We start from the raw sequence: 23,089 nt of genomic DNA, 5'->3' as shown, positions 1-23,089 counted from the left end.
AAGGCAATTGCAGATTTATGTCGCTCGATGTCATGACCGGCTGCCTGCCCGCAAAGCGCCGCGCGCCGCGCCAACGGATGCTGCGCCCGCCGCAATTGCCCTTGCTGGAGGATAGGACATGGCGACGGCAAGAACGCCTGGTGAATTCCCCGTTGTCCTGACGAATCGGGGAACGGCGATTGCTCCCCAAGAAGTGACGCGCCAGAGCCGCCTCGCCTGCCGCGCGATGTCGTCCCCGCTTGATCGCTTCTTACCGGACATTTCACATGAGCTACCAGAACCTGGACAGGGAGATCGCCCACCTCGAACTGGTGTTCGGGCGCATCCCGGTGAATGATTCCCTTCCGCTTTCGTACTGGGAAAGCCGTTTGCGCGCGCTGTCGGGCGCGCCGCTGATGCCGGCGCAACGAGCCCGCATCGCCCGTCTCGAAGCCGCGCTTGCCGCACTGCGGGAGCCCGAGGAAGCAGTCTGCGAACTGCCGCCCTCACGCTGGAAGGAGGCTCGCTGATGGCCGAAGCGACGCGCGACAAGCCACGACAGTCGTCCGCCGAAGCGGCCACCTCCGAAGCGCCTCGCGCCGAAGACGCGGGCGCGGATTCCCCGCATCTGAGCGAGGGCGAGCAGGACCAGGCGGCGCACCATACCGCCCCGCACGCGCTCGTGCTGCACGAGATAGTGCGTGCGGAGGGCGAAGCCGCACTTGAGCGGACCATCGGCGCGTTGGTCTGGTCGTCGCTCGCGGCAGGGCTTTCAATGGGATTTTCGTTTCTCACGCAAGCGGTGCTCGAAGCCGGCCTGCCCGATACATCATGGCGTCATCTCGTGTCGAGCTTCGGCTATTCGATGGGCTTCGTGCTGGTCATCATGGGCCGGCAGCAGCTTTTCACCGAAAGCACGCTGACCGTCGTACTGCCCGTACTGACGCGGCGCGACCCGCGCACCCTGCTCAAAGCCATGCGGCTATGGGCCGTCGTGCTGTTCTTCAACCTCGTCAGCACATGGATTTTCGCAGCCATGCTGCGCATTCCCGATGTATTCGCGCCCGCCGTGGTGGATGCATTTGGCGAAGTCTCGCGCGCGGCGGTCGGCTCCGAGCATATGCTGCCGACGATGGTGAAGGCGGTTTTCGCCGGCTGGCTGATTGCGTTGATGGTCTGGCTGTTGCCGAGCGCGCGTTCAGGCCGGCTGTTGACGGTGCTGCTGATTACCTATGTGGTGGCCGTCAGCCATCTGTCGCACATCATCGCCGGGTCGACGGAAGTGGCTTATGCGTTCCTCAGCGGCGACGCGAGCCTGCGCGACTACTTCCTGCGCTTCCTCGTGCCCACGCTCGTGGGCAATACGGTGGGCGGCATGTCGCTGGTCGCGCTGCTCAATCACGCGGCGATCGCGCCGGAGATCAGCGGCCCTCGCTGACTCGTGAAGCGGGGCCGCTTTGCATCGCGCGCGCGGCGGCCCTCGCGATTCGCTGCATATCAGCCGATCAGAATGCGTGCGCCAAGCGCAAGCGCCAGCGCGGGTAACATCACGACGACTCCCACCTTCAGGAACTTCATGAAGCTCACGTCCTCGCCTTCGCGGCGAATTGCGTTGAGCCAGAGAATGGTGGCAAGCGACCCGGTGATCGACATGTTGGGCCCGAGGTCGACGCCGATCAGCAGCGCGTCGATCACGCGCTCGGGACTTTGCGCCTGCATCACGGTGGAACTCGCGATCAGCCCTGCGGGCAGGTTATTCATCAGGTTGCTGCCGATCGCGATAGCCGCGCCGGCCCAGCCCGCGGTGGTCGCTTCGTTATGCGCGGCTCCGGCCCGCGTCAGTGCGGCGAGCAGGTTGATTACGCCGGTATGGTCCAGCATTTCGACCAGCACGAAGAGTGCGGCCACGAGCGGCAGCACGCTCCACGATATTTCGCGGATCATCGGCACGGGCGACTTGCGTTCCTGGATCAGCACGACCACCGCCGTCAACGCACCGAGTATCGCCGTCGGCAGGCCCAACGGAACGTCGAAAGCAGATACCGCGAGCAGCACGACGGCCGTCACCGCAATGCCCGCCAGCGCGACGCGGCCACTCGACGAGAGCCGCAGCGGCTCCAGATTCGCCTCGCAGATGCCGGCAAGCGCCTCGCGCTGCGTCCAGCGCAGCAGCACATAGGTCGCGCCGATGGACAGCAGCGAAGGCAACGCGAAACGCATCAGCCACGGCCCCAGCGCGGGCGTGTGGTTGCCGTACAGCACGATGTTGGCCGGATTGGAGATCGGCAGCACGAAGCTGGCCGCATTGGCGATGAACGCGCAGACGAAGAGCAGCGGCAACGGGTCGGTCTTCGCTTTCTTCGCGGCGGCGAACACGGCGGGCGTGAGGACGACCGCGGTGGCGTCGTTTGAAAGAAAGGCCGTGATCACCACGCCGACCAGATACACGAGCATGAAGAGCTTGCGCGGCGAGCCTTGAGCATGATTGACCGCGAGCACCGCGACCCAGTCGAACAGCCCTTCGCGGCGGCCGACTTCCGAAAGCAGCATCATGCCGAACAGGAACAGATAGACGTCGGTGCCCTTGCCGACGGCCTCTATCGCCAGACGAAGCGGTAACAGCCCCAGCAAGACCAGCAGCACTGCGCCCGCCACCGCCCATACTGCCTCGGGCCATTTGAAAGGTCGGGTGATCACGCCGGCTGTCGCGAACGCGGCGATGCCCCATGAAAGGAAAATCGAAGTCACAACAAAAGCCCTGAAATGGATGGTTGTACGTGGGCAACGCCCGGTGCGCAGGATAACCCAGGCTGGCTTTGCCTTCGCTCTTCTGCCTGTTTCGACGCAACTCGCGAGCCTGAATGCATTAAGGTCACCAGTAGAACGATGTGTTCTCCCGTCTCCGCCTATTCGGCTCCCTTTGACATCCCTACTATTCGCACTCGACGCGGCAACGCATGAAGCAGCTCGCCGGCGCGGATTCGCTACGACCTGTTGGCAATCAAATTCCCCGCCGTGTGCAATTAACGCACACGGGTTCGATAGGATGCGTACCACCATGAAAACCACACTTCATCACTCCATTCTCGCGGGCGTCGCCGCCCTTTCGCTGTTCGGCACGAGCTTCGCATACGCCGACGTCGACACGAGCAAAAGCACCGTGATCGCGACGACGAAACAGATGAACGTGCCCGTCGACGGCAAGTTCAGGAAGTTTTCGGCGCAACTGTCTTTCGATCCGGCAAAGCCGACGGCGGGCACCGCCAGCGTGTCGATCGACACCGGCAGCTACGACCTGGGCGCGGACGATTACAACAAGCAGGCACAAGGCAAGGAGTGGTTCGACAGCGCGACCTATCCCGCCGCGACCTTTGTCTCGAGCGCGATCGCGCCGGCGGGCGGCAACCAGTACAGGATTACCGGCAAGCTCACCATCAAGGGTAAATCGCAGACCGTGGTCGTGCCGGTCACCATTGCGAGCCAGGGCCCGACTCATACCTTCGACGGTTCATTGCCGATCAGGCGCTCGCAATTCGATGTGGGCACTGGCGAGTGGAAAGACACCTCAGTGGTCGCCGACGAAGTCGTCATCAGGTTCCACCTCGTCGCCTCGAAGAAGTGATTAGCAGCATCGAAGCAAAACATTCAAGCGTCATAGCACTTTTCAAAACCTGGAGAACATCTTGAAGAAGCAATCCCTGCTCGCCGCGGGCGCACTGGCCGCCGCATTGTCGTTCAACACAATGGCCGCCGATACGTATCAGCTCGATCCGACGCACACCGCCCCGAGCTTCGAAACCGACCACTTCGGCGGCGTGTCTATCTGGCGCGGCAAGTTCAAGAAGAGTAGCGGTACCGTCGTGCTGGATCGCGCGGCAAAGACAGGCAGCGTCGAGGTAACAATCGACATGGCCTCGGTGGACATCGGCAATGACAAGCTCGATTCGGAACTGGTCAGCGACAAGTTCTTCGACGTCGCGAAGTACCCGAGCGCGACCTACAAGGGCACGCAGATCCGCTTTGAAGGCGACAAGCCCGTGGAAGTGATCGGCACGCTGACCATGCATGGCGTGACAAAGCCGGTCAACCTGAAGATCGAGTCGTTCAAGTGCTTCGTGAACCCGATGCTCAAGCGTGAAGTGTGCGGCACGGAATCCACCGCGACGTTCAACCGCGACGATTTCGGCGTCGACTTCGGCAAGACCTACGGCTTCAAGATGCAGACTACGCTGCACATTCAGGCCGAAGGCATCAAGCAGTAAATCTTCATGGCGGGCGCGAACGCGCCCGCCTCAAATCGAATGCTTTTCAAGCGACGCATTATCGAAGCGAGCCAGGCTGCACAATTCCCCGAATAGCCCCTGGAAACAGGGCTATTCTGTCGAGCCAGGCCGCGTCGCCCCGTTTACCGGCACAAGTTGCGGGGCGTTTTTTCCGTTTTTTGCCGGCGACGAACTTGAGCCTGAAGAGCCGCCAGAATTGCCCGCTATTCATGCATTTGAACTGCATGGTCAAACCGTAAAGTCCCCGCATGCAATGTGTTTTTGTCGGGAGACAAACGGTGGTGAAGGTGAAACGGCAGGTAAAAGGTGCGGCGGCGGCCGCGATTGCCGCGTTGGCGGCGCTTGGCGGCGCGGCGCACGCGCAGGAAGTGTATGTGCATGGCGGCACCCTCGGCGCAGGCATTGGCGCTGCAATGCCGATCAATTCATGGACGGGCGTGCATGCGGAATTCGAGGGGCTCGGCTTCTCGCATTCGTTCAACGTCAACGAAAATCAGTACGACGGCCACCTCAAGCTGCTGCAAGGCGGCCTCTATCTCGACGTGTTCCCGTTCCGCTCGAGCGGCTTCCGGCTGACGGCCGGCGCGCTCATCAACGACGACGAACTGTCGGCCCACGCCGTGCCGAACGCGCAAGGCAACTACAAGATCGGCGACGACTACGTGCCGGCCGTCGGCCCCGCACCGTCGGCGACAGTCACGCTGCCGCGCGTGATGCCCTATGTCGGCATCGGCTACGGACACAAGCCGGTCTCGAAGGGCTTCGGGCTCACCTTCGACGTTGGCGTCGCTTATGGCCGTCCGCGCACGCACTACAACGTGCCCGCGATTTACTCCATGTTCACGACGCAGGCGAACATCGACGAGCAGGAACAGAAGATCAACGACAAGGTAGAGCGCTACAAGATCTACCCGGTCGTGCAACTCGGCGTGAGCTATCGCTTCTAGGCGGCACCCGGGAAGGCGGAGCAAGGTACTATTACGGGTGCCATCCGTTTTAGCCTTCCATGAGTTCAGCAAGCCGCCGTATCGCGCATCTCGACATGGACGCGTTCTACGCGTCCGTCGAGCTATTGCGTTATCCGGAACTGCGCGGCAAGGCCGTGGTAATAGGCGGCGGCCGCAACAGCGCGCCGGAAACGCTCGCAGACGGCAGCCGCCGTTTTGCGAAACTGCGAGACTACGCGGGGCGCGGCGTGGTGACCACGTCCACGTATGAAGCGCGCGCGCTCGGCGTATTTTCCGCAATGGGCATGATGAAGGCAGCGGTGCTCGCGCCGGACGCCATCCTGCTGCCCACCGATTTCGATTCATACCGTCATTACTCGCGGCTATTCAAGGCCGCGGTGGCCACGTTCACCGACCGCATCGAAGACCGCGGCATCGACGAAATCTATATCGATCTCACGGACTTGCCGGGCGAGCCGCGCGACATCGCCGCGCGCATCAAGCAGGCGGTGAATCAGGCCACCGGCCTCACGTGCTCGATCTGCGTGGCGCCGAACAAGCTGCTCGCCAAGATCGGCTCAGAACTCGACAAGCCGGACGGCCTCACGATCCTCACGCCCGCCGACGTGCCGCTGCGCGTGTGGCCGCTGCCCGTGCGCAAGGTGAACGGCATCGGCCCAAAGGCAGCGGAAAAACTCACGGCGCTCGGCATTGCCACAGTCGGCGATCTGGCCGCGGCGGACGCGGGACTGTTGCAGGATCACTTTGGGCGCAGCTACTCGGCGTGGTTGATGCGAGTGGCGCAAGGCGAGGATGAACGCCCGGTGGTAGTCGAATCGGAACCGAAATCGATGAGCCGCGAAACGACCTTCGAGCGCGATCTGCATCCGCGTCACGACCGCCCGGCGTTGTCGAGTTCGTTTACCGGATTGTGCGTGCGGGTCGCCGAAGATCTCGTGCGCAAGGGCTATGTAGGCAAGACGGTCGGCATCAAGCTGCGCTATGACGATTTCCGCACGGTCACGCGCGACCTGACGCTCGACATGCCCACCGCCGACGCCGCCGAAATACGCCGCGCGGCCACCGAATGTCTGCGGCGCGTGGAATTGAACCGCAAGCTGCGCCTGCTCGGCGTACGGGTGAGCGCATTGAGCCTCGCCAGCGCCCAGCCGCCAGAGCGCCGTCTGCCGGTTCAGGCGGACTTGCCTTTCGCGAGCGACGAATAGGAAGCCGACGCTGGCCCGCTCCCGCTCGCTGTATTCACAGCATTTGCTGCTGCATTCGCAGGGGCATTCGCACGCAAAGGCTGCGCGACGCTCTCGACACGCGAATCGGCAACGGAAAACGCAAAAGTGTTCACACCGTTCTCGCTTCTCACGGACACGCTGCCCCTATGCATCTCTGCAATCGCCTTGACGATTGCAAGACCGAGGCCGTGATTCTCGCGACTATTCGTGCGCGAGGCTTCCGCGCGATAAAAACGGTCGAAAAGATGTTCGAGCACGGCGGGCTCGATCGGCTCGCCGGGATTCGCGACTTCTATGCGCACCTGCTCCGCTTCGCGCACGATCCTCACGCTGATTTCCGCGCCCGGCTGGCAATGCTGGATTGCGTTCATCAACAGATTCGCGCAGGCGCGGCCGAACAACGAGCGGTTCACGTGCGCGACGGCGTCGCCATGCAGGCGCGCATGCACCCGCGCTTCTTCGAGCGGTATTTCCAGAAACTCCAATGTATGCGCGACCTCTGCCGCGAGCGATACTTGCATGAGGCCGGTCGCGCGCTCGCCCTGATCGGCGCGCGCGAGGAACAGCATGTCGTTGATGATCGCGCGCATGCGTTCGAATTCCTCGAGATTCGATTGCAGCGTGTGACGCAAATCGTCGACGGAACGATTGCGCGTCAAAGCGACTTCGGTCTGCCCGATCAGAATGGTGACGGGCGTGCGCAGTTCATGCGCGACATCGGCATTGAACGATTCGAGCCGGCAATACGCACCGTCGAGCCGTTCCAGCGCGCCGTTGAACGAATTCGCGAGATCGTTCAGCTCGTGCGGCAACGACGCAGTATTCAGCCGCTGCGAGCGATTGTTGGGACTGACAGCGGACGCGTCGCGCGTGAGGCGCGTGAGCGGCGCGAGGCCGATGCGCGTGACGGAGTAACTGAGCAGCAGCACCGCGAGACTGCCGAGCGCCGACAGCGCAGCGAGCGCGAAACCGAAAACGCGCATCGTGCGAATGTTCGGCAGGTAGCTCGAAGCAACCTGCAACTGCATCGGCGGACGCGTGGAATAGCCGGGAATGGACACGGTGGTGGTGAGCATGTCTTCGCCGCCGCCCGCCGGCTTCACGCGCGCGTAGCCGCCAGGCCACGTCTTAACCGTCGTGCCTTCGATCGGCTTGCCGTAGTTGTAGGACGGCTCAATGCTCGTGACCGCGTAGACGGTGCTGCGGTCGTGCGGCGTCATGTCGGTGAGTTTTTCACGCGACATGCGCCATTTTTCAGGCGTCAGCCCGTGATTGCAGATGAGCCGCGCAATTTGCGCGCGGTCGTCGAGCGACTCGCGCAAGTGGCTCTCGAGCTGCGTGCGCAACACGGCAAAAAGCCCCGCGCCCACAAGCGTAAACACGAACAGCGCAACAAGCGCGAACATCAATGCAAGCCGCCGCGCGATGGAACGGTTCATGACTGCTCTGCCTCTTCGCGCACTTCGAGCACGTAGCCCATGCCGCGCACGGTATGCAGCAGCTTCGACGGAAACGGGCCATCGAGCTTGGCGCGCAATCGTTTGATTGCTGTCTCCACCACATTCGTATGACTGTCGAAATTGACGTCCCATACAAGTTCGGTAATCGCCGTCTTCGACAGAATATCGCCTTGCCTGCGGGCCAGAACGCTCAGCAACTGGAATTCCTTCGCGGTCAGATCGAGGCGCACGCCGTCGCGCGTCGCGCGCCGTCCAATCAGATCGACGAACAGGTCGCCAACGGAAATCAGCGTGGATTCCTGCGAACGCGTGCGGCGCGCCAACGCATGCAGCCGCTCGACCAGCTCGAGGAACGAAAACGGTTTGGTGAGGTAGTCGTCGGCGCCTTCGCGCAACCCGCGCACGCGGTCGTTCACATGATCGCGCGCGGTCAGCATGATGACCGGCGTCGACTTGCGCATGCGCAGCGCCTTCAGCACGCTGAAGCCGTCGCGCTTGGGCAGCATGACGTCGAGCACGATGACGTCGTAATCGAACTCGGTGGCCAGATGCATGCCCTCTTCGCCGTCGAGCGCGACATCCACGACCCAGCCCTGCTCTGTCAAACCGGAGCGCAGGTAGTCCACCACCTTGTGCTCGTCTTCAACAATCAGCAATTTCATGCGCGTCCCCTAGTGTATGCATTATACGAAACGGCTTGCATGGCTTTTTCCACCGGCTTCCTGCGTCTACCACGCGTGCCGTGACTTACGGCGCCGCAGCGCGCGCTTGCATCGCGTCACCCGTCTGCGCGTCATGGCGACTGCCGCCGGCCGCGGCGTCGGCAACTCCGGCGCCGTCTTCCCAGCCGCCGCCCAGCGCCTTCACGAGCGCCACCGAAAGCGTCATCTGCTGGCCGCGAATCTGCGCGTCCTGCCGCTTGCTGTTGAGCAGCGACTGCTGCGCGGTGATCACGTTCAGATAGGCGACGAGACCGCCCGAATAGCGGTCGTTGGCGAGCCCGAGCAGGCGTTGCGCGTCTGCAACCGCTTCTTCCGACTGCTTCGCCGCGCCGTCCAGCACCGCAAGACCCGTGATACCGTCCTGCACCTGCTCGAACGCGTCCAGCACCGTCTGACGATAGTTGGCTTCAGTCGCCTTGTAGCCTTCGCTCGCGAACTGCACGTTGGCCGCGCGGCGGCCGCCGTCGAACAGCACCTGGCCCGCTGCCGCGCCGAGCGTCCACATCAGCGTCGGCGCACTCAGCAGGCTGGCGAACTGAGTGGCTTCCCAGCCGATGCCCGGCGTCAGCGTGAGGCTCGGAAAAAACGCCGCTTTCGCGACACCGATCTGCGCATTGGCCGCCGCCATCGCTCGCTCGGCCGAGGCAATGTCGGGCCGGCGCTGCAGCAGGTCGCTCGGCACGCCCAGCGCAATGGCCGGCACCTGAAAATTGAGCACCTTCGGTTCGATCGAGAATTGCGGCGCCGGCACGCCGACGAGCGCGGCGATTGCATGCTCGTATTGCGCGCGCTGGTTCAACAACAGTTGCGCCTGCACACGCGTGGTGTCGAGCAGCGACTTCTGCTGCAATACGTCGAGGCCTGACACCGCACCCAGATCGTGCTGGGCATTCACGTAGTCGAGCGCTTTTTGCTGCAGCGTCACCGATTGATTCAGCACGTCGATCTCGGTGTCGAGTTCGCGCAACGAGAAGTAGTCGGTCGCGACCTCGGTAGTGAGGACGAGCCGCGCGTTCGCGAGATCGTCAGCCGACTGCCCGGCGGAAGCCGTTGCGCCTTCCACCTGACGGCGTATGCGGCCAAACAGGTCCGTGTCGTAGTTGATCGTAGGACCGAGTTGCAGATTGTTCTGCACGGTGGAGACAGTCGGCACCGCGTAATTGGTGAGCGGCCTGTCGTGCGAAATGCGAAAGCGCGATGCCGATGCCGCGAGGTCCACTTCAGGAACCTGCTGCGCACGCGTCTTAGCAAGCGTCGCCTTCGCCTGCTGATAGTGCGCATTTGCGGCGACGAGTGTCTGGTTCTGCGCGAGCGCCTGCGTTTCCAGCGCGGCGAGCGTGGAGTCGCGATAGACATTCCACCAGTCCGGATCCATCGGCGCATGCGAGGGAGCCGCAACGCGCCAATACGAATCCGCGTTCCATGCAGGCGGCACCTCGGCCTGCGGCCGCGTGTAGTCGGGCCCGACGGCACAGGCGGCGAGCATGCCCGCGCTCGCCGCCGCGGAAAATGCGAGCGCGGCCCGGCCGGCGCGTTGCAACTTCACGAGGCCCCCTTCATGTTCTTCTGCGACTGTCCGACCTCGACGTGATCGCCGTCCGCAATCGAATCGCTCGGGTTGATGATGACTCTGTCGTTGCCGTCGATTCCGCTTTCGATTTCGAGGGTCTGTCCGAGGTCCTGCGCGATCACGATCTTGCGCAACTGCACGTTGCCTTTCGCATCGACGACTGCAAGCCGCGGTCCCTCCGCGCGAAACAGCAATGCATTGCCGGGCACCATCCATTGCGCATGGGCTACCGAAGGCAGCGCGACCTGCACATACGCGCCGGGACGCAGCGTGTTGTCAGGATTGGGCAACGTCACTTCGACCTGCAGCGAACGCGTGGGCACGTCGATCGCGCCCGAAATGTGCGTGACGGTGCCATGAAACTGCTGGCCCGGCAGTTCGGCCTGCGTGACGACCACCTTCTGTCCCACCGACACATTCTGCGCATAGGCTTGCGGCAATTGCACATAGACGCGCAGCGGGTCGGCCTGTGCGAGCGCGAAGAGTGCGCGGCTCGTGCCGCTGCCCGCGTCGATCAGATCGCCCACATCCACATTGCGTTGCGTAATCACGCCTGCAAAAGGCGCGACGATCCGCTTGAACGACTCCAGCTGGCGCAAGCGTTGCACGTTCGCGTCGGCGGCGGCGAGATTGGCGACGCCTTGCGTGTATGTGCTTTGCCGCTCGTCGAGTTCCTGCTGCGATACAGCATCGCGCTGACGAAGCTGCTGCCAGCGCTCGAGCGAACTCTTCGCAAGCGCGAGACTCGAACTGGTCTGCTGGCGCTGCGCCAATGCCTGCGCAAGCTCCTGGTCGATTTCGGGCGTATCGAGTTCTGCGAGCAACTGGCCCTGCTTCACGCGCGTACCAATGTCCGCATACCAGCGCAGCAGATAACCGGTGGAGCGCGCATAGATCGGCGATTCGACACTGCCGCGCAACGTCCCCGGCAACGTGGTGGTGCCGCCGCCTTCAGCAGGTGTCGGGCTCACCACGTTCACGTATTGCGTGGCGTTCTGCCTCGTCGTTTGCTCGACGGCGCGGTTTTGCATCAGGTTGGCGATCACGGTGCGCAACGCGCCAATTGCGAGCAAGGTCAGCACGATCCAGATGGCGATCTTCGCGCGCTTCCATTCGCGATTGCGCGGCGGCAGTGTGTGGCCACCTTCCGTCTCTCGCGACGGAATCGCCAGCGATGCATGAGTTTTTTCGGTCATCTCAGTTAGCCATCTCGGTTAGCTGGCTCCGTCAGCGCGGGCAGCCGTTTTGTTCACGTTTTCTTTAATCCGCTCGCACTGCTTCAGGCCGGCTCACCTTCGCTGCCGTCATGATCGTTGCGATGACGCCGCGCGAGGCGCGTATGAATGCCCGCGAACACCAGCGGCACGAAAAACAGCGTGGACACCGTTGCAAACAGCAATCCGCCGATCACCGCGCGGCCGAGCGGCGCGTTCTGCTCGGCGCCTTCGCCAAGACCAAGCGCCATGGGAATCATGCCGATGATCATCGCGAACGCCGTCATCAGCACCGGACGAATACGGCTGGCTCCAGCTTCGAGCGCGGCCGTCAGCGGCGGCGCACCGGCGGAGAGCCGCTGACGTGCGAACGCGACCATCAGAATGCTGTTCGCCGTGGCGACGCCCATCGTCATGATCGCACCAGTGAGCGCGGGTACGCTCAGATGCGTGCCGGTCAGAAACAGCATCCATACGATGCCGGCGAGCGCGGCGGGCAACGCGCTGACGATGATGAGCGGATCCACCCACGACTGGAAATTCACGACGATCAGCAGATACACGAGCACGATGGCCATTGCCACGCCGAGCCCCAGACCCAGGTACGAAGTGCGCATGGTCTGTACCTGGCCGCGCACGGTGATCTGACTGCCGCGCGGCAGCGTTGCGCGCACTTTCTGCACGAGCTTGTCGACCTGATTCGCGACACTGCCCAGATCGCGCTTGTCGACGCTCACGTACAGGTCGATGACGGGCCGAATGTTGTAATGCGTCACTACCGCGAACTGATTTTGCGGGGCCACGCGCACCAGATTGCCAAGCAGTTGCGTCGGACCCGTGGCGGCTGCCGATACCGGTGTGCGCAACAGATCGTCGATGGAAGAAATGCGGTACTGCGGCGTTTGAACCGCAACGTTGTACTCGACGCCGTTGCGGTCGTTGTACCAGAAGCCCGGCGACGTCTGCGAGCTTCCCGATAGCGAAACCAGCAGATTTTGCGCGACGTTGCTCGCCGTGAGGTTGAGCTGCTGCAAACGCGTGCGGTCCATCTGCAGATTGATGGCGGGCTCATCCAGTCTCTGCTGGATGTGGGTATCGACGGTGCCCGGAATCAGGCGCACTTCCTTGAGCAGCTTGCGCGCGACTTCGAAATTGCCTTGCTGGTCCGCGCCGGCAATCTGCACGTCGACGGCGGCGGGCAGGCCGAAGTTGAGAATCTGCGTGACGATGTCGGCGGGCTGGAAGAAAAACTCGACGCCAGGAAAACGCTGCGGCAGCAGTGCGCGCAGCTTTTCGACGTAGCGCTGCGTCGGCTCGTGGCCTTCCTTCAGCGCGATCTGAATTTCGCCGTCGAGCGTGCCGATGGTCCCTGCGTTGCTGTACGAGAGGTTGATGCCGCTATACGGCAGACCGAGATTGTCGAGAATGGTGCCGAGCTCTTTCTCGGGCACTACTTCGCGAATCGCGTTCTCGACTTCGTCGGCAAGACGCGCGGTTTCCTCGATGCGTGTGCCGGTCGGCGCACGCATATGCAGGCGGATATTGCCCGCGTCGACGCTCGGAAAAAAGTCTTCTCCCAGCACGAATGCGAGTGCCATCGACAGCACGCAAAAGCCGAGAAAAATGCTGCCGAAGCGGCCCCGGCGCACGAGCAAACTGCTGAGTATCACGATGTACGCGGCCCGCATGCGCTCGAAGCCATTGTCGAAGCGCCGATAAAGGCGCTGGAAAAGACTTGTCTTTGCACCGGGCTTCGGCTTGTGCGCATGGCCCATCAGCAGCATGGCGAGCGTGGGCACGAGCGTGCGCGACAGAATGTACGACGCCAGCATCGCAAACACGACGGCTTCGGCAAGCGGCACAAACAGGTAGCGCGCCACGCCGGTCAGGAAGAACATCGGCACGAACACGATACAGATGCAAAGCGTGGAGACGAGCGCGGGGATGGCAATTTCGCCGGCGCCTTCGAGAATCGCATCGTGCAGATTCGTGCCCATATGCAGATGCCGTTCGATGTTCTCGATGGTCACCGTCGCGTCGTCGACGAGAATACCCACCGCGAGCGCAAGGCCGCCGAGCGTCATGATGTTGATGGTCTGCCCGAGCGCATGCAGCGCAATCAGCGAAGACAGAATCGACAGCGGAATCGAGATTGCGATGATGCAGGTGCTGCGCCAGTTGCCGAGGAAAAGCAGAATCATCGCGGCCGTGAGGGCTGCGGCCACCACTGCCTCGCGCACCACGCCCTCGACCGCCGCCTTGACGAACACCGACTGGTCGAACAGCGCCGTGATGTTCAGATCCGGCGGCAATGCCGCGCGCGCAGCCGGCAGCAAACCATGCAACGTATTGACGATGGAAAGCGTCGACGCACTGCCGTTTTTCAGCACCGAAATCAGCACGCCACGATGGCCGTTCTGCCGCACGATATTCGTTTGCGGCGAGAAGCCGTCGCGCACGTGAGCCACCTCGCGCAGATACGTCGTCGCGCCGTTGACCGTGCGCACCGGAATATCGTTCAGGCCCTCCAGCGTCGGCGGCGAGCCGTTCATGTTGATCGTATATTCCTTCGGTCCGATCTTCGCGGTGCCGGTGGGCAAAATCAGGTTCTGCGCGTTGAACGCGCTGACCACATCGAGCGGCGTCAGTCCTTTGGCGAGCAACGCACGCGTATTGAGGTCGACGGAAATCAGCCGCGATTTGCCGCCATACGGATACGGCACGGCCGCGCCGGGAATCGTCACGAGTTGCGGCCGCAGGAAGTTCAGCGCGGTATCGTTGAGCTGCTGCTCGGAGAGCTTCGTGCTCGACAGGCCCAGTTGAATCACCGGAATGCTGGAAGCCGAATAGCTGATCACGAGAGGCGGCGTGGCGCCCGGCGGCATCTGCTTGAGTTGCGCCTGCTCGACGGCCACCGTTTGCGCGATCGCGGTCTGGATATTCGCGTTCGGCTGCAGAAACACCTTCAGGATCGTGATGCCCGCGAGCGATTGCGACTCGATGTGCTCGATGTCGTTGACCGTGGTCGTGAGACTGCGCTCGTTGACGGAGGCAATCCGGTGGGCCATGTCCTCTGCGGAGAGGCCGTTATATGTCCAGATGATGCTGACCACCGGAATGTTGATTTCCGGCAGCACGTCGACCGGCGTGGTGAACAGCACAAAAGGCGTCGCCAGCACGATCAGAATGGCCATCACGATGAACGTGTAGGGCCGCTTAAGCGCAACGTTGACAATCCACATGAAACGCGCCTGAATGAAGTGCAGGTGACTGCAGCTGAGCAGATGGGAACGATGAACTGGCGCTTATGCTAGATCGCTCCTACCAACACCTGCATGGCGCCAAAATGGCAGGATTGTCAGGAAGGCTATCGTAAGGAAAAAGCGTTGCGGGGCGGCGCTGCGCAAGGGCAGGCCGCGGTTTTTATTTCAATTCGCCTACGGGTTGCGCGTTGTTTACTTCGCGAACAGCGACGCCATATCGGCAAACGCCTTGAACTCCAGCGCGTTGCCCGACGGATCCAGAAAGAACATCGTGGCCTGTTCGCCCACTTCGCCCTTGAAACGCACATGCGGCTCGATGATGAAGTCGATGCCCGCCTGTTGCAGCTTGTCGGCAGCAGTCTGCCATTGCTCCATGGAAAGCACGGCGCCGAAATGGCGCACCGGCACAGCGTCGCCGTCCACCTTGCTGGTTTGCCGGTGGCCGACTTCTTCCGGCGCGAGATGCGCGACTATCTGGTGCCCGTAGAAATTGAAATCGACCCACTGCTCCGAACTGCGGCCTTCGGGGCAGCCGAGCAGTTCGCCATAGAACTCGCGCGCGGCGGCCAGGCTGTGGACGGGAAACGCCAGATGAAACGGCGGCAACGCGGTTTGGCTAACGCTCATGATGTCGGACTCGCTGTGAGTGATGCGATTGGTGCGATTGATGAATATGGCGCTTCATTCGCCAAAGTCTAACCACAAGTAAAAATGATGGAAAACGATTTATATTTGACCTGACCACCACGAAAATCGATCGATCAAAACATGCTAGTCGAACTGAGAACCCTGATCGCCGTAAGCCAGTACGGTACGTTTTCCGCTGCTGGTGCACGCATCGGGCTCACTCAATCTGCCGTCAGCGCACAGATGCAGCGGCTCGAAGATGAACTGGGATTTGCGTTGTTCGACCGCACCGGCCGCTCGGCAACGCTCAACGACGCGGGGCGCGAAACGCTCGCGCTCGCCGGGGAAATCATCGCGATGTACGCGCGCCTTTCCGAGCGCGGCGCGGGCGCGGCGGAGGGCGGCATGCTGCGCGTAGGCGCGATTGCATCGGCGCAAGTGTCGTTTCTCGCAGACGCGCTGGCGCGTTTTCGCGAGGACCGTCCAGGCTGGCGCATTCGCGTGGTGCCGGGCGTATCGCTCAATCTGCTCGGACAGGTGGACTCCGGCGAGCTCGATCTCGCCGTCATCATCAAGCCGCCGTTTGCGCTGCCTTCGGAACTGGAGTGGCGCACGCTCGTCACCGAACCGTTCGTGCTGCTGGTGCCGAAAGCGCTGGCGCGCGGCAAGCGTTCGTGGCGCGAGCTGTTGAAAAGCGAACCGTTTATCCGCTACGACCGCACTTCGTTTGGCGGCCGGCTTGTCGACCGCTTTCTGCGGCGCGCACGGCTCAACGTGCAGGACGTCCTGGAACTCGACGAATTGCAGGCTATCGCGCAACTGGTCGCGCGCGGTATCGGCGTGGCGCTGATTCCGGATACGGCTGGGCTAGGCAAATGGCCCGCCGGCGTGGCCGCGTTGTCGCTCGAAGACGCGACGTTTCATCGCGAGATCGGGCTCGTGCAGCGTCCGCGGCATAGCCGGCAAGCGGTGGCGGGGGCGCTCGCCGATTGCATCGCAGGCGCGGCGCAGGAATGAGCCGCGGCGCGAGGCCGGGACCGGACCGCTCGTGCCAAATTGTGCCGATCGGCGCTCGAGCAACTGTATCTGTGCGCTCGCCGCAGCGACGCGCACAATCGTGATTCCCTGCCCGCCCGCGAGCCCGAGTCCATGACGCCCACCGCCTTTCTCACCGCCGATGTCCTGATCGCCTACAGCGCCTACTTCGTCGGCACGGCCAGCCCCGGTCCGAGCAATCTGGCGATCATGTCCCTCGCGATGAGCGCGGGCCGCCGTCCGGCGTTCGCGTTTGCGTTGGGCGTCGTGTCGGGGTCGTTCTTCTGGGCGCTGCTTGCGTCGCTGGGATTGTCGGCGGTGCTGGCCGCTTACTCGGGGTGCCTCGTCGCCATCAAGATCGCCGGCGGGCTATATCTGCTCTGGCTCGGCTTCAAGTCGGCGCGCTCGGCATTCGCGCCGGCGAGGCTGCCTGATGGACACGCGCGACAGGACGAACCGCTCAAGCGGCTCTATCTGCGCGGCCTATTGCTGCATCTCACCAATCCGAAAGCCATTCTGGTGTGGATGTCCATCGTGTCGCTCGCCATGTCGCCGGCGGGCGGCGGCACACATACCGCGCCCGTCGTGCTCGGCTGCATGTGCATCGGCGTGTCGGTGTTCAGCAGCTATGCTCTTTTGTTTTCGACGGCATCGGCGCGGCGCGTTTATATGGCGATCCGCCGCTGGCTCGACGGCTCGCTCGCAATCATGTTCGGCATTGCCGGCATCAAACTGCTGACCTCAAAGAGCTAACGCGCTTATTTGCCGACGGGCTGAATAACTTCTGCCGCGCGGAGTGCTTCGTGCAAGGTGCCGAAAATACAGCTAGCGCCAATGATCGGCGTGATGCCGTGCCGGTCCATGTCGGAGCGCAAATAGCGGTTCACGCGCGCGAAAATCACGTTGATGCCGCTCTTCTTTAACAGGCGGCACAAATCGCCTACAGAGCGCGCCGCCGAATAATCGAGATCGGTAATCGCGCTCGCGTCGATCACGAACCAGCGTACCTTGCTCGGCGCGCGGTCGATCAGCCTGCGCGTATCGTCGACGAAAAAATGGTCGTTCGCATAGAACAGGTCGGCCCCGAAGCGATAAACGATCAGCCCCGGCGCGGTCTGCGTGCCCGCAATGGCGGGCACCGGCGCCCACATGCCGTGGTCGCCGGGCGCGAGGATCATCGTATGCGGGCGGTAGCTGTGACGCACGTGGCGTAGCAGCGAAACGGCCACCGCAATCAGAATGCCATGCTCGACGCCGATCAGCACCACGGCCGCGGCGGTGAACACCGCGAGCGCGAATTCGCCCGGACTTTCGCGGCGAATCGCAAACAGCGTCTTGAGATCCAGCAGTCCGACCGCAATCGTGAATACGATGCTCGCGAGGATACAGCGCGGCAAATACTGCAAAAAACGGCTGAAAAACAGCAGCACGACAACCACTACAAGCGCGAACACGATCTGCGCGAACTGGCTGCGCGTGCCGGCGCGGTCGGCCATTGCTGTCTGCGTCGGACTGCCGTTCACCACGAAGGCACCGGAAAACGCGGCCGCTGCATTGGCCGCCGCGATGCCCAGCAAATCCCGATTGGTGTCGGTCGCTTCGTGATGCCGCTCGGCAAATACGCGGCTCGCCGCGGCACTCTGCGCGACGATCATCACGAAACACGAGGCGGCGACCGGCACGAGGTCGAGCAGCTGTTGCCACGTGACGGACGGCATGCGAAGCGCAGGCAGTCCGCCCGCGACCGGACCGAGCACAGCAATGCCATGCGCGGCCCAACCGTAGATATCGCTTGCAGCGATTCCCGCCACGACGGCGATCAACGGCACCGGCAGGCGCGGCCAGACGCGTTTGAAAAACAGCACGGCGGCCACGACCAGAATGGAAATGATCAGCGTCGGCACGTTCAGTTGCGCTCCCTCGCGCGCGACGAGAACCAGTTGGTCCGTGCTGCGCGCCGCGTGACCGGGTAGGCCGAGCATATCGCCCAGCATCGCGATGCCGACCTGCACGCCGACTCCGGCGAGAAAGCCCACCAGCACCGTTCGCGACAGAAAGTCCGCGAGAAAGCCCAGTTTGAAAATGCGCGCGACGAGCAGCAGCGCGGCGGTAAGCAACGCGACCATCGCGGCAAGCGACGCGTATTCGGCACTCGAAACGCTCGCCATGGTCGACAGGCGGCTTGCGAAGATGGTGGCGGTAGCGGAGTCCGCCGCGACAACAAGGTGCCGCGACGCGCCGAACAACGCGAACGCGATAAGCGGCAGAAAGACGGTGTAAAGGCCCGTAACGGCAGGCATGCCGGCAATGCGCGCGTAGCCGAGCACCTGAGGAATGTCCATCGACGCGAGCTGCACGCCCGCCAGCGCGTCGCGCATTGCCGCCGCGCGGTTCAATGGAAGCACGCCCTTGGGAATGCCCTTGAAGACGCCCGCGCGCGCCGTCCCCTTAAGCACGTTCACGCGCGCTGTCAAATTCGCCAGAAAGTCTCGCATACGCGATGCCGCCTCAAATCCAGGTTATCGCGCATCGTGCCGCGACACGGCACTTCAACGCAAGACCTGCGGACAAAAGCGGCCATGCCGAAAACCAGCAGCGTCAGTTACCTGCCGGCTTTGCTCGAAATAGCGACGTTGAAAATCAACGCTTGAAGTGACCTGTGCGCGGATCGACATGCCGCGCGAAACCGAAGAGCGCCGCAATGCAGATCGGACAGGCGATGATGAAAACGGCCAACATCTCACACCCCGTAACCATTTATTGTTACTGGCAAGTCTACGCCATAAGGACGTGAATTGAATGCGGGAAAACCGCAACGCACTGTTGCGGACTATTACGCCGCTGTCAGCCGCACACTCGCCGTACTCCGCGCTACACCGCAAATGCACCGCGATCGTAAGCCTCGCAATAGCTTTTCCAGTCCGCCACGACTTGCGCCGCGCATTGCGTCGCGAGTTCGATCAACGGCGCTTGCCAGTCCGTGCGATTGCCGAACGCAATCATGTCGTCCGCGATTGACGACTTCTGCCGTCCCCCGCTGCGCAAATGCGCCCATGCACTCAACTCGGCCATGCTGCCGACTACGCCTTCGAGCCTCGGCAGCTTGCCGTTCCAGTCGCGCAATGCGACGCGGTCTTCCGACGGCTGCAAACTGCGCAGCACATACGAACGCTCATTGAAATCCACAGCGTGCAAAAAAGCCTGTGAAACCGCCTGATTACGCCGCTGAATTTCGACGACGCGCTCGGCCTCGCTTCCCCATGCCGGTTGCGCCGTACGCAGATGCGGCACGACCGAAGAAGGCAGCGCCTCCTTAAGGTCGATCAGGTAGTTGCCGTCCGGCGAGCCTTTGCCTTCCACGAGAATCACATAACGGTCCACGCCGAGGCTTCCCGTACCCGCAATGCGACGCGCGACGTCGAGCACGCGGTAGAACTCCGGATCGCTTTCGCCGGCAGCGAACTGCTGCATGAACTGCGTGAGCGCAGCGCGCCGCTCATCGCTCGCGGGCAGCGCCTTCTTGCCGTCCACTTTCAGCTTGCGCGTTTTGCCTTTGAGGATGGTGCGGCGGTCCAGGTGCGCGGCGCGCGTGCGGCTCGCCAATGCATCGAACAGATCGCGCACCATGCCGGACGATGTCTCGCGCTCGACCCAGCGAGCCTTGCCGAAAGCGAGCGCCGCGCCATACGCATGCGCAGCCGTATGACAGAGCGCCAGCGCCTGGGCGAGGCTCAGTTCGAGGTCGGCCGCACCCACCAGCACGCTCGTCAGCAAACGTACAAGTTCGTACAGATTGGGCGCGAGGCACGCTTCGTCGAAATCGTTGTTGTCGAAATAGATGAGGCGGTTGTCCGCCTTGTAGCTGCCGAAGTTCTCCAGATGCATGTCGCCGCAGATCCACACGTGCGGCGCATCGTCGAGTAATGTGTCTTGCGGCAGGCGCTCGTAGAACAGATGACACGTGCCGCGCAAAAACACGAATGGCGAGGTGCGCATCGCCTTGTACTTCATGGCCAGCCGTTCGGGATCGCGCCCGGCGTTAAAGCGGGCGATGGTCTGTGCGATGTCGATCATGTGGTTTCCTTGCCGGCGGCATGTTGCGCCACCGCGCCGCGACTTGCAGCACGACGGCGCCGCCAGGCGGTCGGCGCGCCGAACTTCTTACGATACGCCCCCGGGCTCGTCAGCGCGATGCGCCTGAAGTGCCGACGCAGCGACTCCTCCGAGCCGAAGCCCGCGAGTTCCGCGACGCGCGCCATCGGCAGCAGGTTCCGCGTCTCCAGCAACTCGCGCGCCACGGCCACGCGCTCGCGCACCAGCCACTCATACGGCGCCATGCCTGTCGCGTCATGAAACTGCCGCTGCAAGGTGCGCGGACTCATCGCCGCACGTTCGGCCAGTGAGCGCAGCGTGTGCGGCAACGCCGGGTGAGCGCGCACCCAGTCCATCAGTCGCGCAAGGCGTCCGCTTTCGTCGTGCGGCACGGGACGCGGCACGAACTGCGCCTGACCGCCCTCGCGATGCGGCGGCACCACGAGGCGCTGCGCGACGCGGTTCGCCACGGCGCTGCCATGGTCGCGCCGCACGAGATGCAAAAGCATGTCGAGCCCCGCCGCCGATCCCGCCGACGTGATGATCTGCTGCTCGTCGATATACAGCGCGTCAGGCTGCACCTGCAGAAGCGGATAGCGCTCCTGCAATTTCGCGGCATAACGCCAGTGCGTGGTGACAGTCTTGCCCTCGAGCACGCCTGCGGCCGCTAGCACGAACACGCCCGAACAGATCGAGCAGAGGCGCGCGCCGCGTTGGTACGCGGCGCGAATCTTTTTCAGCAGCGGTTCGGGCGGGAGTTCGTCTGCATCGCGCCAGCCGGGTATCACGATGGTATCGGCGCGATCCAGCAGCCTGAGCGTATACGGCGCCGCAATCGTGATGCCGCCCGCCGCGCGGATCGGACCCGCCTCTGCCGCGCAGGCGGCGAAGCGATACCAGTTCACGCCGAGCTCAGGCCGTTCGAGCGCGAACACCTCGGTCACGCAGCCGAATTCGAAAGTGCAAAGCCGGTCATAGGCCAGCGCGACGACAAGATGATTGTGCATGGCGTGATGTTACCGGAGATTGACGATTGCGCCACTTACCCGTTGCAGGCCTGGGCAACACAATGAGCTGCCTGAATCGCACAAGACAAACCGCTCACTTCGCTCACGCGCCTTTAGCCGAGACTTCATCATGTCTGAGTTCAACACCATCGATACCATCGACCCGACCAACCACATCAACGCCGTGACTGCCGTGCCCGCCGCGCCGAGCGCCGCGGCCATCGCGCATTTTCAGGCCTTGTTCGAATTCGAAACCGATTGCGCCGATGTATTCGCCGCGCTGCAAAGCGGCACGCCGGGCTTTGTGCTGCTCGACGTGCGCAGCCCCGCACTCTTCGCGGCGGGTCACCTGCCTCGCGCGGTGAACCTGCCGCATGGCAAGATCGTCGCGTCAAAGCTGACTGGCTATCCGGACGATACCGTCTTCGTTACCTATTGCGCGGGTCCCCATTGCAACGGCGCCGCACGCGGCGCGCTACGGCTCGCGCGGCTCGGACGCCCCGTCAAGCTGATGGCGGGCGGCGTCACCGGCTGGCTCGACGAAGGCTATGCGCTGACGTCTGCTGCGTGTGGAGACAGTTGCTAGTCTGACCTGCATCGACGCGCGCGTTCGCGCGAGACGAAATCGCCAACCACATGGCGCGAGCGCTTTCTCGCGCCATGTGTCGTCTGCGCTTTCTCTGGTTGCGCCGCGCAGGTATGCTAACTGCTCCATTGCGGCAGCAGACCGCAATGCGTCACAGCCTGTCGCGAAAGATCACGGAGAACACGCCATGCGCCTTGATGATGAAGTAGAAAGCCAGAACGTCGAAGACCGGCGCGGCGGTGGAATGCGCCTAGGTGGCGGCATCGGCATTGGGACGATCGTCATCGCGCTGGCCGCGTCGTATTTCTTCGGCATTAATCCGATGAGCATCATCAACGGCGCACAGGTGCTGCAAGGCAACGCGCCGCAGCATGCTGCGCCGGGCAACGCGCGCCCCGCCGAGGACGCCGGCAGCCACTTCGTGCGCCGCGTGCTCGGTAACACGGAGCGAACCTGGCAGCACATCTTCCGCACGCAGTTCAATCAGGACTATCCGGCGCCCAAGCTCGTGCTGTTCAGCGACGCCACCTCGACCGCCTGCGGCACCGGCCAGTCCGCGATGGGGCCGTTCTACTGTCCGCCGGACCGCACCGTTTATATCGACCTGTCGTTTTACCGCGAGCTGCGCGAGCGCTTCGGCGCGGGCGGCGACTTCGCGCAAGCCTATGTGATCGCGCATGAGGTTGGACATCACATCCAGAACGTGCTTGGCATCTCGGACAAGTACGAAGCGGCGCGTGCGCGCGTATCGCAGGCGCGCGGCAATGCGTTGTCCGTGCGCCTCGAATTGCAGGCCGACTGTTTCGCGGGCGTGTGGGCCGCCGTCGCCCAGCAGTTGAACGCGAAGCTGATGGAGCCTGGCGACTTCGAGCAAGGGCTGAACGCAGCAGGCGCGATCGGCGACGACCGGTTGCAGCGGCAATCGCAAGGGCGCGTGGTGCCGGAGGCATTCACGCACGGCACTAGCGAGCAGCGTCAGCGGTGGCTCAGGCGCGGCATGACCACGGGCGATATCCGCCAGTGCGATACGTTCTCGGCACAGTCGCTCTGAACCCGA

At 63.0% G+C, this 23,089-nt stretch carries 20 protein-coding genes; 10 read left to right on the top strand and 10 right to left on the bottom strand.

The annotated features are described in order from the left end of the window. The first annotated feature begins 266 nt into the window (after positions 1-266). Both A3AC_RS0115520 and A3AC_RS0115515 read left to right on the top strand, forming a co-directional pair. A complete protein-coding gene (locus A3AC_RS0115520; RefSeq protein ID WP_025599916.1) occupies positions 267-509 on the top strand; it encodes a hypothetical protein in 243 nt (80 codons plus the stop codon). Next, on the top strand, positions 509-1,417 hold the full coding sequence (locus A3AC_RS0115515) for a formate/nitrite transporter family protein (protein WP_025599914.1): 909 nt from the start codon (positions 509-511) through the stop codon (positions 1,415-1,417). The genes A3AC_RS0115520 and A3AC_RS0115515 overlap by 1 nt, the downstream gene beginning before the upstream one ends. 59 nt (positions 1,418-1,476) lie before the next feature. Here A3AC_RS0115515 and A3AC_RS0115510 read toward each other — a convergent pair whose 3' ends face one another. Beyond that, a complete protein-coding gene (locus A3AC_RS0115510; protein WP_025599913.1) occupies positions 1,477-2,727 on the bottom strand; it encodes an arsenic transporter in 1,251 nt (416 codons plus the stop codon). Between the two features lie 310 nt (positions 2,728-3,037). Here A3AC_RS0115510 and A3AC_RS0115505 point away from each other — a divergent pair, with 310 nt between their 5' ends. From A3AC_RS0115505 to dinB, 4 genes are all read left to right on the top strand, one after another. Further along, complete coding sequence (locus tag A3AC_RS0115505) at positions 3,038-3,601, top strand: YceI family protein (protein ID WP_156924624.1); 564 nt, start codon at positions 3,038-3,040, stop codon at positions 3,599-3,601. A 61-nt stretch (positions 3,602-3,662) separates the two neighbouring features. Next, entirely contained in the window at positions 3,663-4,241 is a 579-nt protein-coding gene (locus A3AC_RS0115500; protein ID WP_025599910.1) for a YceI family protein, read from the top strand. 299 nt (positions 4,242-4,540) lie between these two features. Next, a complete protein-coding gene (locus A3AC_RS0115495) occupies positions 4,541-5,209 on the top strand; it encodes a hypothetical protein (RefSeq protein ID WP_025599909.1) in 669 nt (222 codons plus the stop codon). A 59-nt stretch (positions 5,210-5,268) separates the two neighbouring features. Continuing rightward, positions 5,269-6,435, top strand: a complete 1,167-nt coding sequence (dinB, locus tag A3AC_RS0115490) for a DNA polymerase IV (protein WP_025599907.1) — start codon at positions 5,269-5,271, stop codon at positions 6,433-6,435. Here the strand turns inward: dinB and A3AC_RS0115485 are convergent. The 6 genes from A3AC_RS0115485 to A3AC_RS0115460 all read right to left on the bottom strand — a co-directional run bounded on the left by A3AC_RS0115485 (position 6,402) and on the right by A3AC_RS0115460 (position 15,312). Further along, positions 6,402-7,895: a heavy metal sensor histidine kinase gene (locus A3AC_RS0115485; protein WP_025599906.1), complete on the bottom strand. Its 1,494-nt coding sequence runs from the start codon at positions 7,893-7,895 to the stop codon at positions 6,402-6,404. The two genes, dinB and A3AC_RS0115485, sit on opposite strands and share 34 nt — an antisense overlap. Further along, positions 7,892-8,578 (bottom strand): heavy metal response regulator transcription factor, encoded by a 687-nt coding sequence (locus A3AC_RS0115480; RefSeq protein WP_007176723.1) that lies wholly within the window; start codon positions 8,576-8,578, stop codon positions 7,892-7,894. Before A3AC_RS0115480 ends, A3AC_RS0115485 begins: the two co-directional genes overlap by 4 nt. 85 nt (positions 8,579-8,663) lie before the next feature. Beyond that, positions 8,664-10,184 carry an efflux transporter outer membrane subunit gene (locus A3AC_RS0115475; RefSeq protein WP_025599902.1) on the bottom strand — a complete coding sequence of 507 codons (1,521 nt, stop codon included), beginning with the start codon at positions 10,182-10,184 and terminating at the stop codon, positions 8,664-8,666. After that, a complete protein-coding gene (locus A3AC_RS0115470; RefSeq protein ID WP_025599901.1) occupies positions 10,181-11,404 on the bottom strand; it encodes an efflux RND transporter periplasmic adaptor subunit in 1,224 nt (407 codons plus the stop codon). Before A3AC_RS0115470 ends, A3AC_RS0115475 begins: the two co-directional genes overlap by 4 nt. Before the next feature lie 83 nt (positions 11,405-11,487). Next, a complete protein-coding gene (locus A3AC_RS0115465) occupies positions 11,488-14,664 on the bottom strand; it encodes an efflux RND transporter permease subunit (protein ID WP_025599900.1) in 3,177 nt (1,058 codons plus the stop codon). A gap of 213 nt (positions 14,665-14,877) precedes the next feature. Then, a complete protein-coding gene (locus tag A3AC_RS0115460) occupies positions 14,878-15,312 on the bottom strand; it encodes a VOC family protein (protein WP_025599899.1) in 435 nt (144 codons plus the stop codon). 141 nt (positions 15,313-15,453) lie between these two features. On the opposite strand from A3AC_RS0115460, the gene A3AC_RS0115455 reads away from it, so the two are divergent. Together A3AC_RS0115455 and A3AC_RS0115450 are read left to right on the top strand one after the other, a co-directional pair. Continuing rightward, entirely contained in the window at positions 15,454-16,329 is an 876-nt protein-coding gene (locus A3AC_RS0115455; RefSeq protein ID WP_025599898.1) for a LysR family transcriptional regulator, read from the top strand. Between the two features lie 132 nt (positions 16,330-16,461). Then, positions 16,462-17,100: a LysE family translocator gene (locus tag A3AC_RS0115450; RefSeq protein ID WP_025599896.1), complete on the top strand. Its 639-nt coding sequence runs from the start codon at positions 16,462-16,464 to the stop codon at positions 17,098-17,100. 5 nt (positions 17,101-17,105) lie between these two features. On the opposite strand, the gene A3AC_RS0115445 is transcribed toward A3AC_RS0115450, so the two are convergent. From A3AC_RS0115445 to ftrA, 3 genes are all read right to left on the bottom strand, one after another. Beyond that, positions 17,106-18,842 carry a SulP family inorganic anion transporter gene (locus A3AC_RS0115445; RefSeq protein ID WP_025599895.1) on the bottom strand — a complete coding sequence of 579 codons (1,737 nt, stop codon included), beginning with the start codon at positions 18,840-18,842 and terminating at the stop codon, positions 17,106-17,108. Between the two features lie 376 nt (positions 18,843-19,218). Beyond that, on the bottom strand, positions 19,219-20,421 hold the full coding sequence (locus A3AC_RS0115435; protein ID WP_025599894.1) for a DUF2252 domain-containing protein: 1,203 nt from the start codon (positions 20,419-20,421) through the stop codon (positions 19,219-19,221). After that, complete coding sequence (gene ftrA / locus A3AC_RS0115430) at positions 20,418-21,446, bottom strand: transcriptional regulator FtrA (protein WP_025599893.1); 1,029 nt, start codon at positions 21,444-21,446, stop codon at positions 20,418-20,420. Before ftrA ends, A3AC_RS0115435 begins: the two co-directional genes overlap by 4 nt. 130 nt (positions 21,447-21,576) lie before the next feature. Between ftrA and A3AC_RS0115425 the strand changes: the two genes are divergently transcribed. Continuing rightward, positions 21,577-22,032 (top strand): rhodanese-like domain-containing protein, encoded by a 456-nt coding sequence (locus tag A3AC_RS0115425; protein ID WP_025599891.1) that lies wholly within the window; start codon positions 21,577-21,579, stop codon positions 22,030-22,032. Between the two features lie 187 nt (positions 22,033-22,219). Next, the gene (gene ypfJ, locus A3AC_RS0115420; protein ID WP_025599890.1) at positions 22,220-23,083 is read left to right on the top strand and encodes a KPN_02809 family neutral zinc metallopeptidase; all 864 of its coding nucleotides are present in this window, start codon (positions 22,220-22,222) and stop codon (positions 23,081-23,083) included. Positions 23,084-23,089 lie beyond the last annotated feature (6 nt).

The organism is Burkholderia sp. WSM2230, assembly GCF_000472445.1.
Classification (GTDB): Bacteria; Pseudomonadota; Gammaproteobacteria; order Burkholderiales; family Burkholderiaceae; genus Paraburkholderia.
Note: the sequence above shows the minus strand (reverse complement) of the source record. Positions and strands in the feature narration are given on the sequence as shown.

What these genes read in the sequence shown, in the direction of transcription:
- A3AC_RS0115485 (WP_025599906.1), bottom strand. Translation starts at nt 7,895, where the DNA reads ATGAACCGTTCCATCGCGCGGCGGCTTGCATTGATGTTCGCGCTTGTT.
- A3AC_RS0115480 (WP_007176723.1), bottom strand. Translation starts at nt 8,578, where the DNA reads ATGAAATTGCTGATTGTTGAAGACGAGCACAAGGTGGTGGACTACCTG.
- A3AC_RS0115505 (WP_156924624.1), top strand. Translation starts at nt 3,038, where the DNA reads ATGAAAACCACACTTCATCACTCCATTCTCGCGGGCGTCGCCGCCCTT.
- A3AC_RS0115455 (WP_025599898.1), top strand. Translation starts at nt 15,454, where the DNA reads ATGCTAGTCGAACTGAGAACCCTGATCGCCGTAAGCCAGTACGGTACG.
- A3AC_RS0115435 (WP_025599894.1), bottom strand. Translation starts at nt 20,421, where the DNA reads ATGATCGACATCGCACAGACCATCGCCCGCTTTAACGCCGGGCGCGAT.
- A3AC_RS0115465 (WP_025599900.1), bottom strand. Translation starts at nt 14,664, where the DNA reads ATGTGGATTGTCAACGTTGCGCTTAAGCGGCCCTACACGTTCATCGTG.
- ypfJ (WP_025599890.1), top strand. Translation starts at nt 22,220, where the DNA reads ATGCGCCTTGATGATGAAGTAGAAAGCCAGAACGTCGAAGACCGGCGC.
- A3AC_RS0115460 (WP_025599899.1), bottom strand. Translation starts at nt 15,312, where the DNA reads ATGAGCGTTAGCCAAACCGCGTTGCCGCCGTTTCATCTGGCGTTTCCC.
- A3AC_RS0115470 (WP_025599901.1), bottom strand. Translation starts at nt 11,404, where the DNA reads ATGACCGAAAAAACTCATGCATCGCTGGCGATTCCGTCGCGAGAGACG.
- A3AC_RS0115450 (WP_025599896.1), top strand. Translation starts at nt 16,462, where the DNA reads ATGACGCCCACCGCCTTTCTCACCGCCGATGTCCTGATCGCCTACAGC.
- A3AC_RS0115445 (WP_025599895.1), bottom strand. Translation starts at nt 18,842, where the DNA reads ATGCGAGACTTTCTGGCGAATTTGACAGCGCGCGTGAACGTGCTTAAG.
- A3AC_RS0115520 (WP_025599916.1), top strand. Translation starts at nt 267, where the DNA reads ATGAGCTACCAGAACCTGGACAGGGAGATCGCCCACCTCGAACTGGTG.
- dinB (WP_025599907.1), top strand. Translation starts at nt 5,269, where the DNA reads ATGAGTTCAGCAAGCCGCCGTATCGCGCATCTCGACATGGACGCGTTC.
- ftrA (WP_025599893.1), bottom strand. Translation starts at nt 21,446, where the DNA reads ATGCACAATCATCTTGTCGTCGCGCTGGCCTATGACCGGCTTTGCACT.
- A3AC_RS0115425 (WP_025599891.1), top strand. Translation starts at nt 21,577, where the DNA reads ATGTCTGAGTTCAACACCATCGATACCATCGACCCGACCAACCACATC.
- A3AC_RS0115515 (WP_025599914.1), top strand. Translation starts at nt 509, where the DNA reads ATGGCCGAAGCGACGCGCGACAAGCCACGACAGTCGTCCGCCGAAGCG.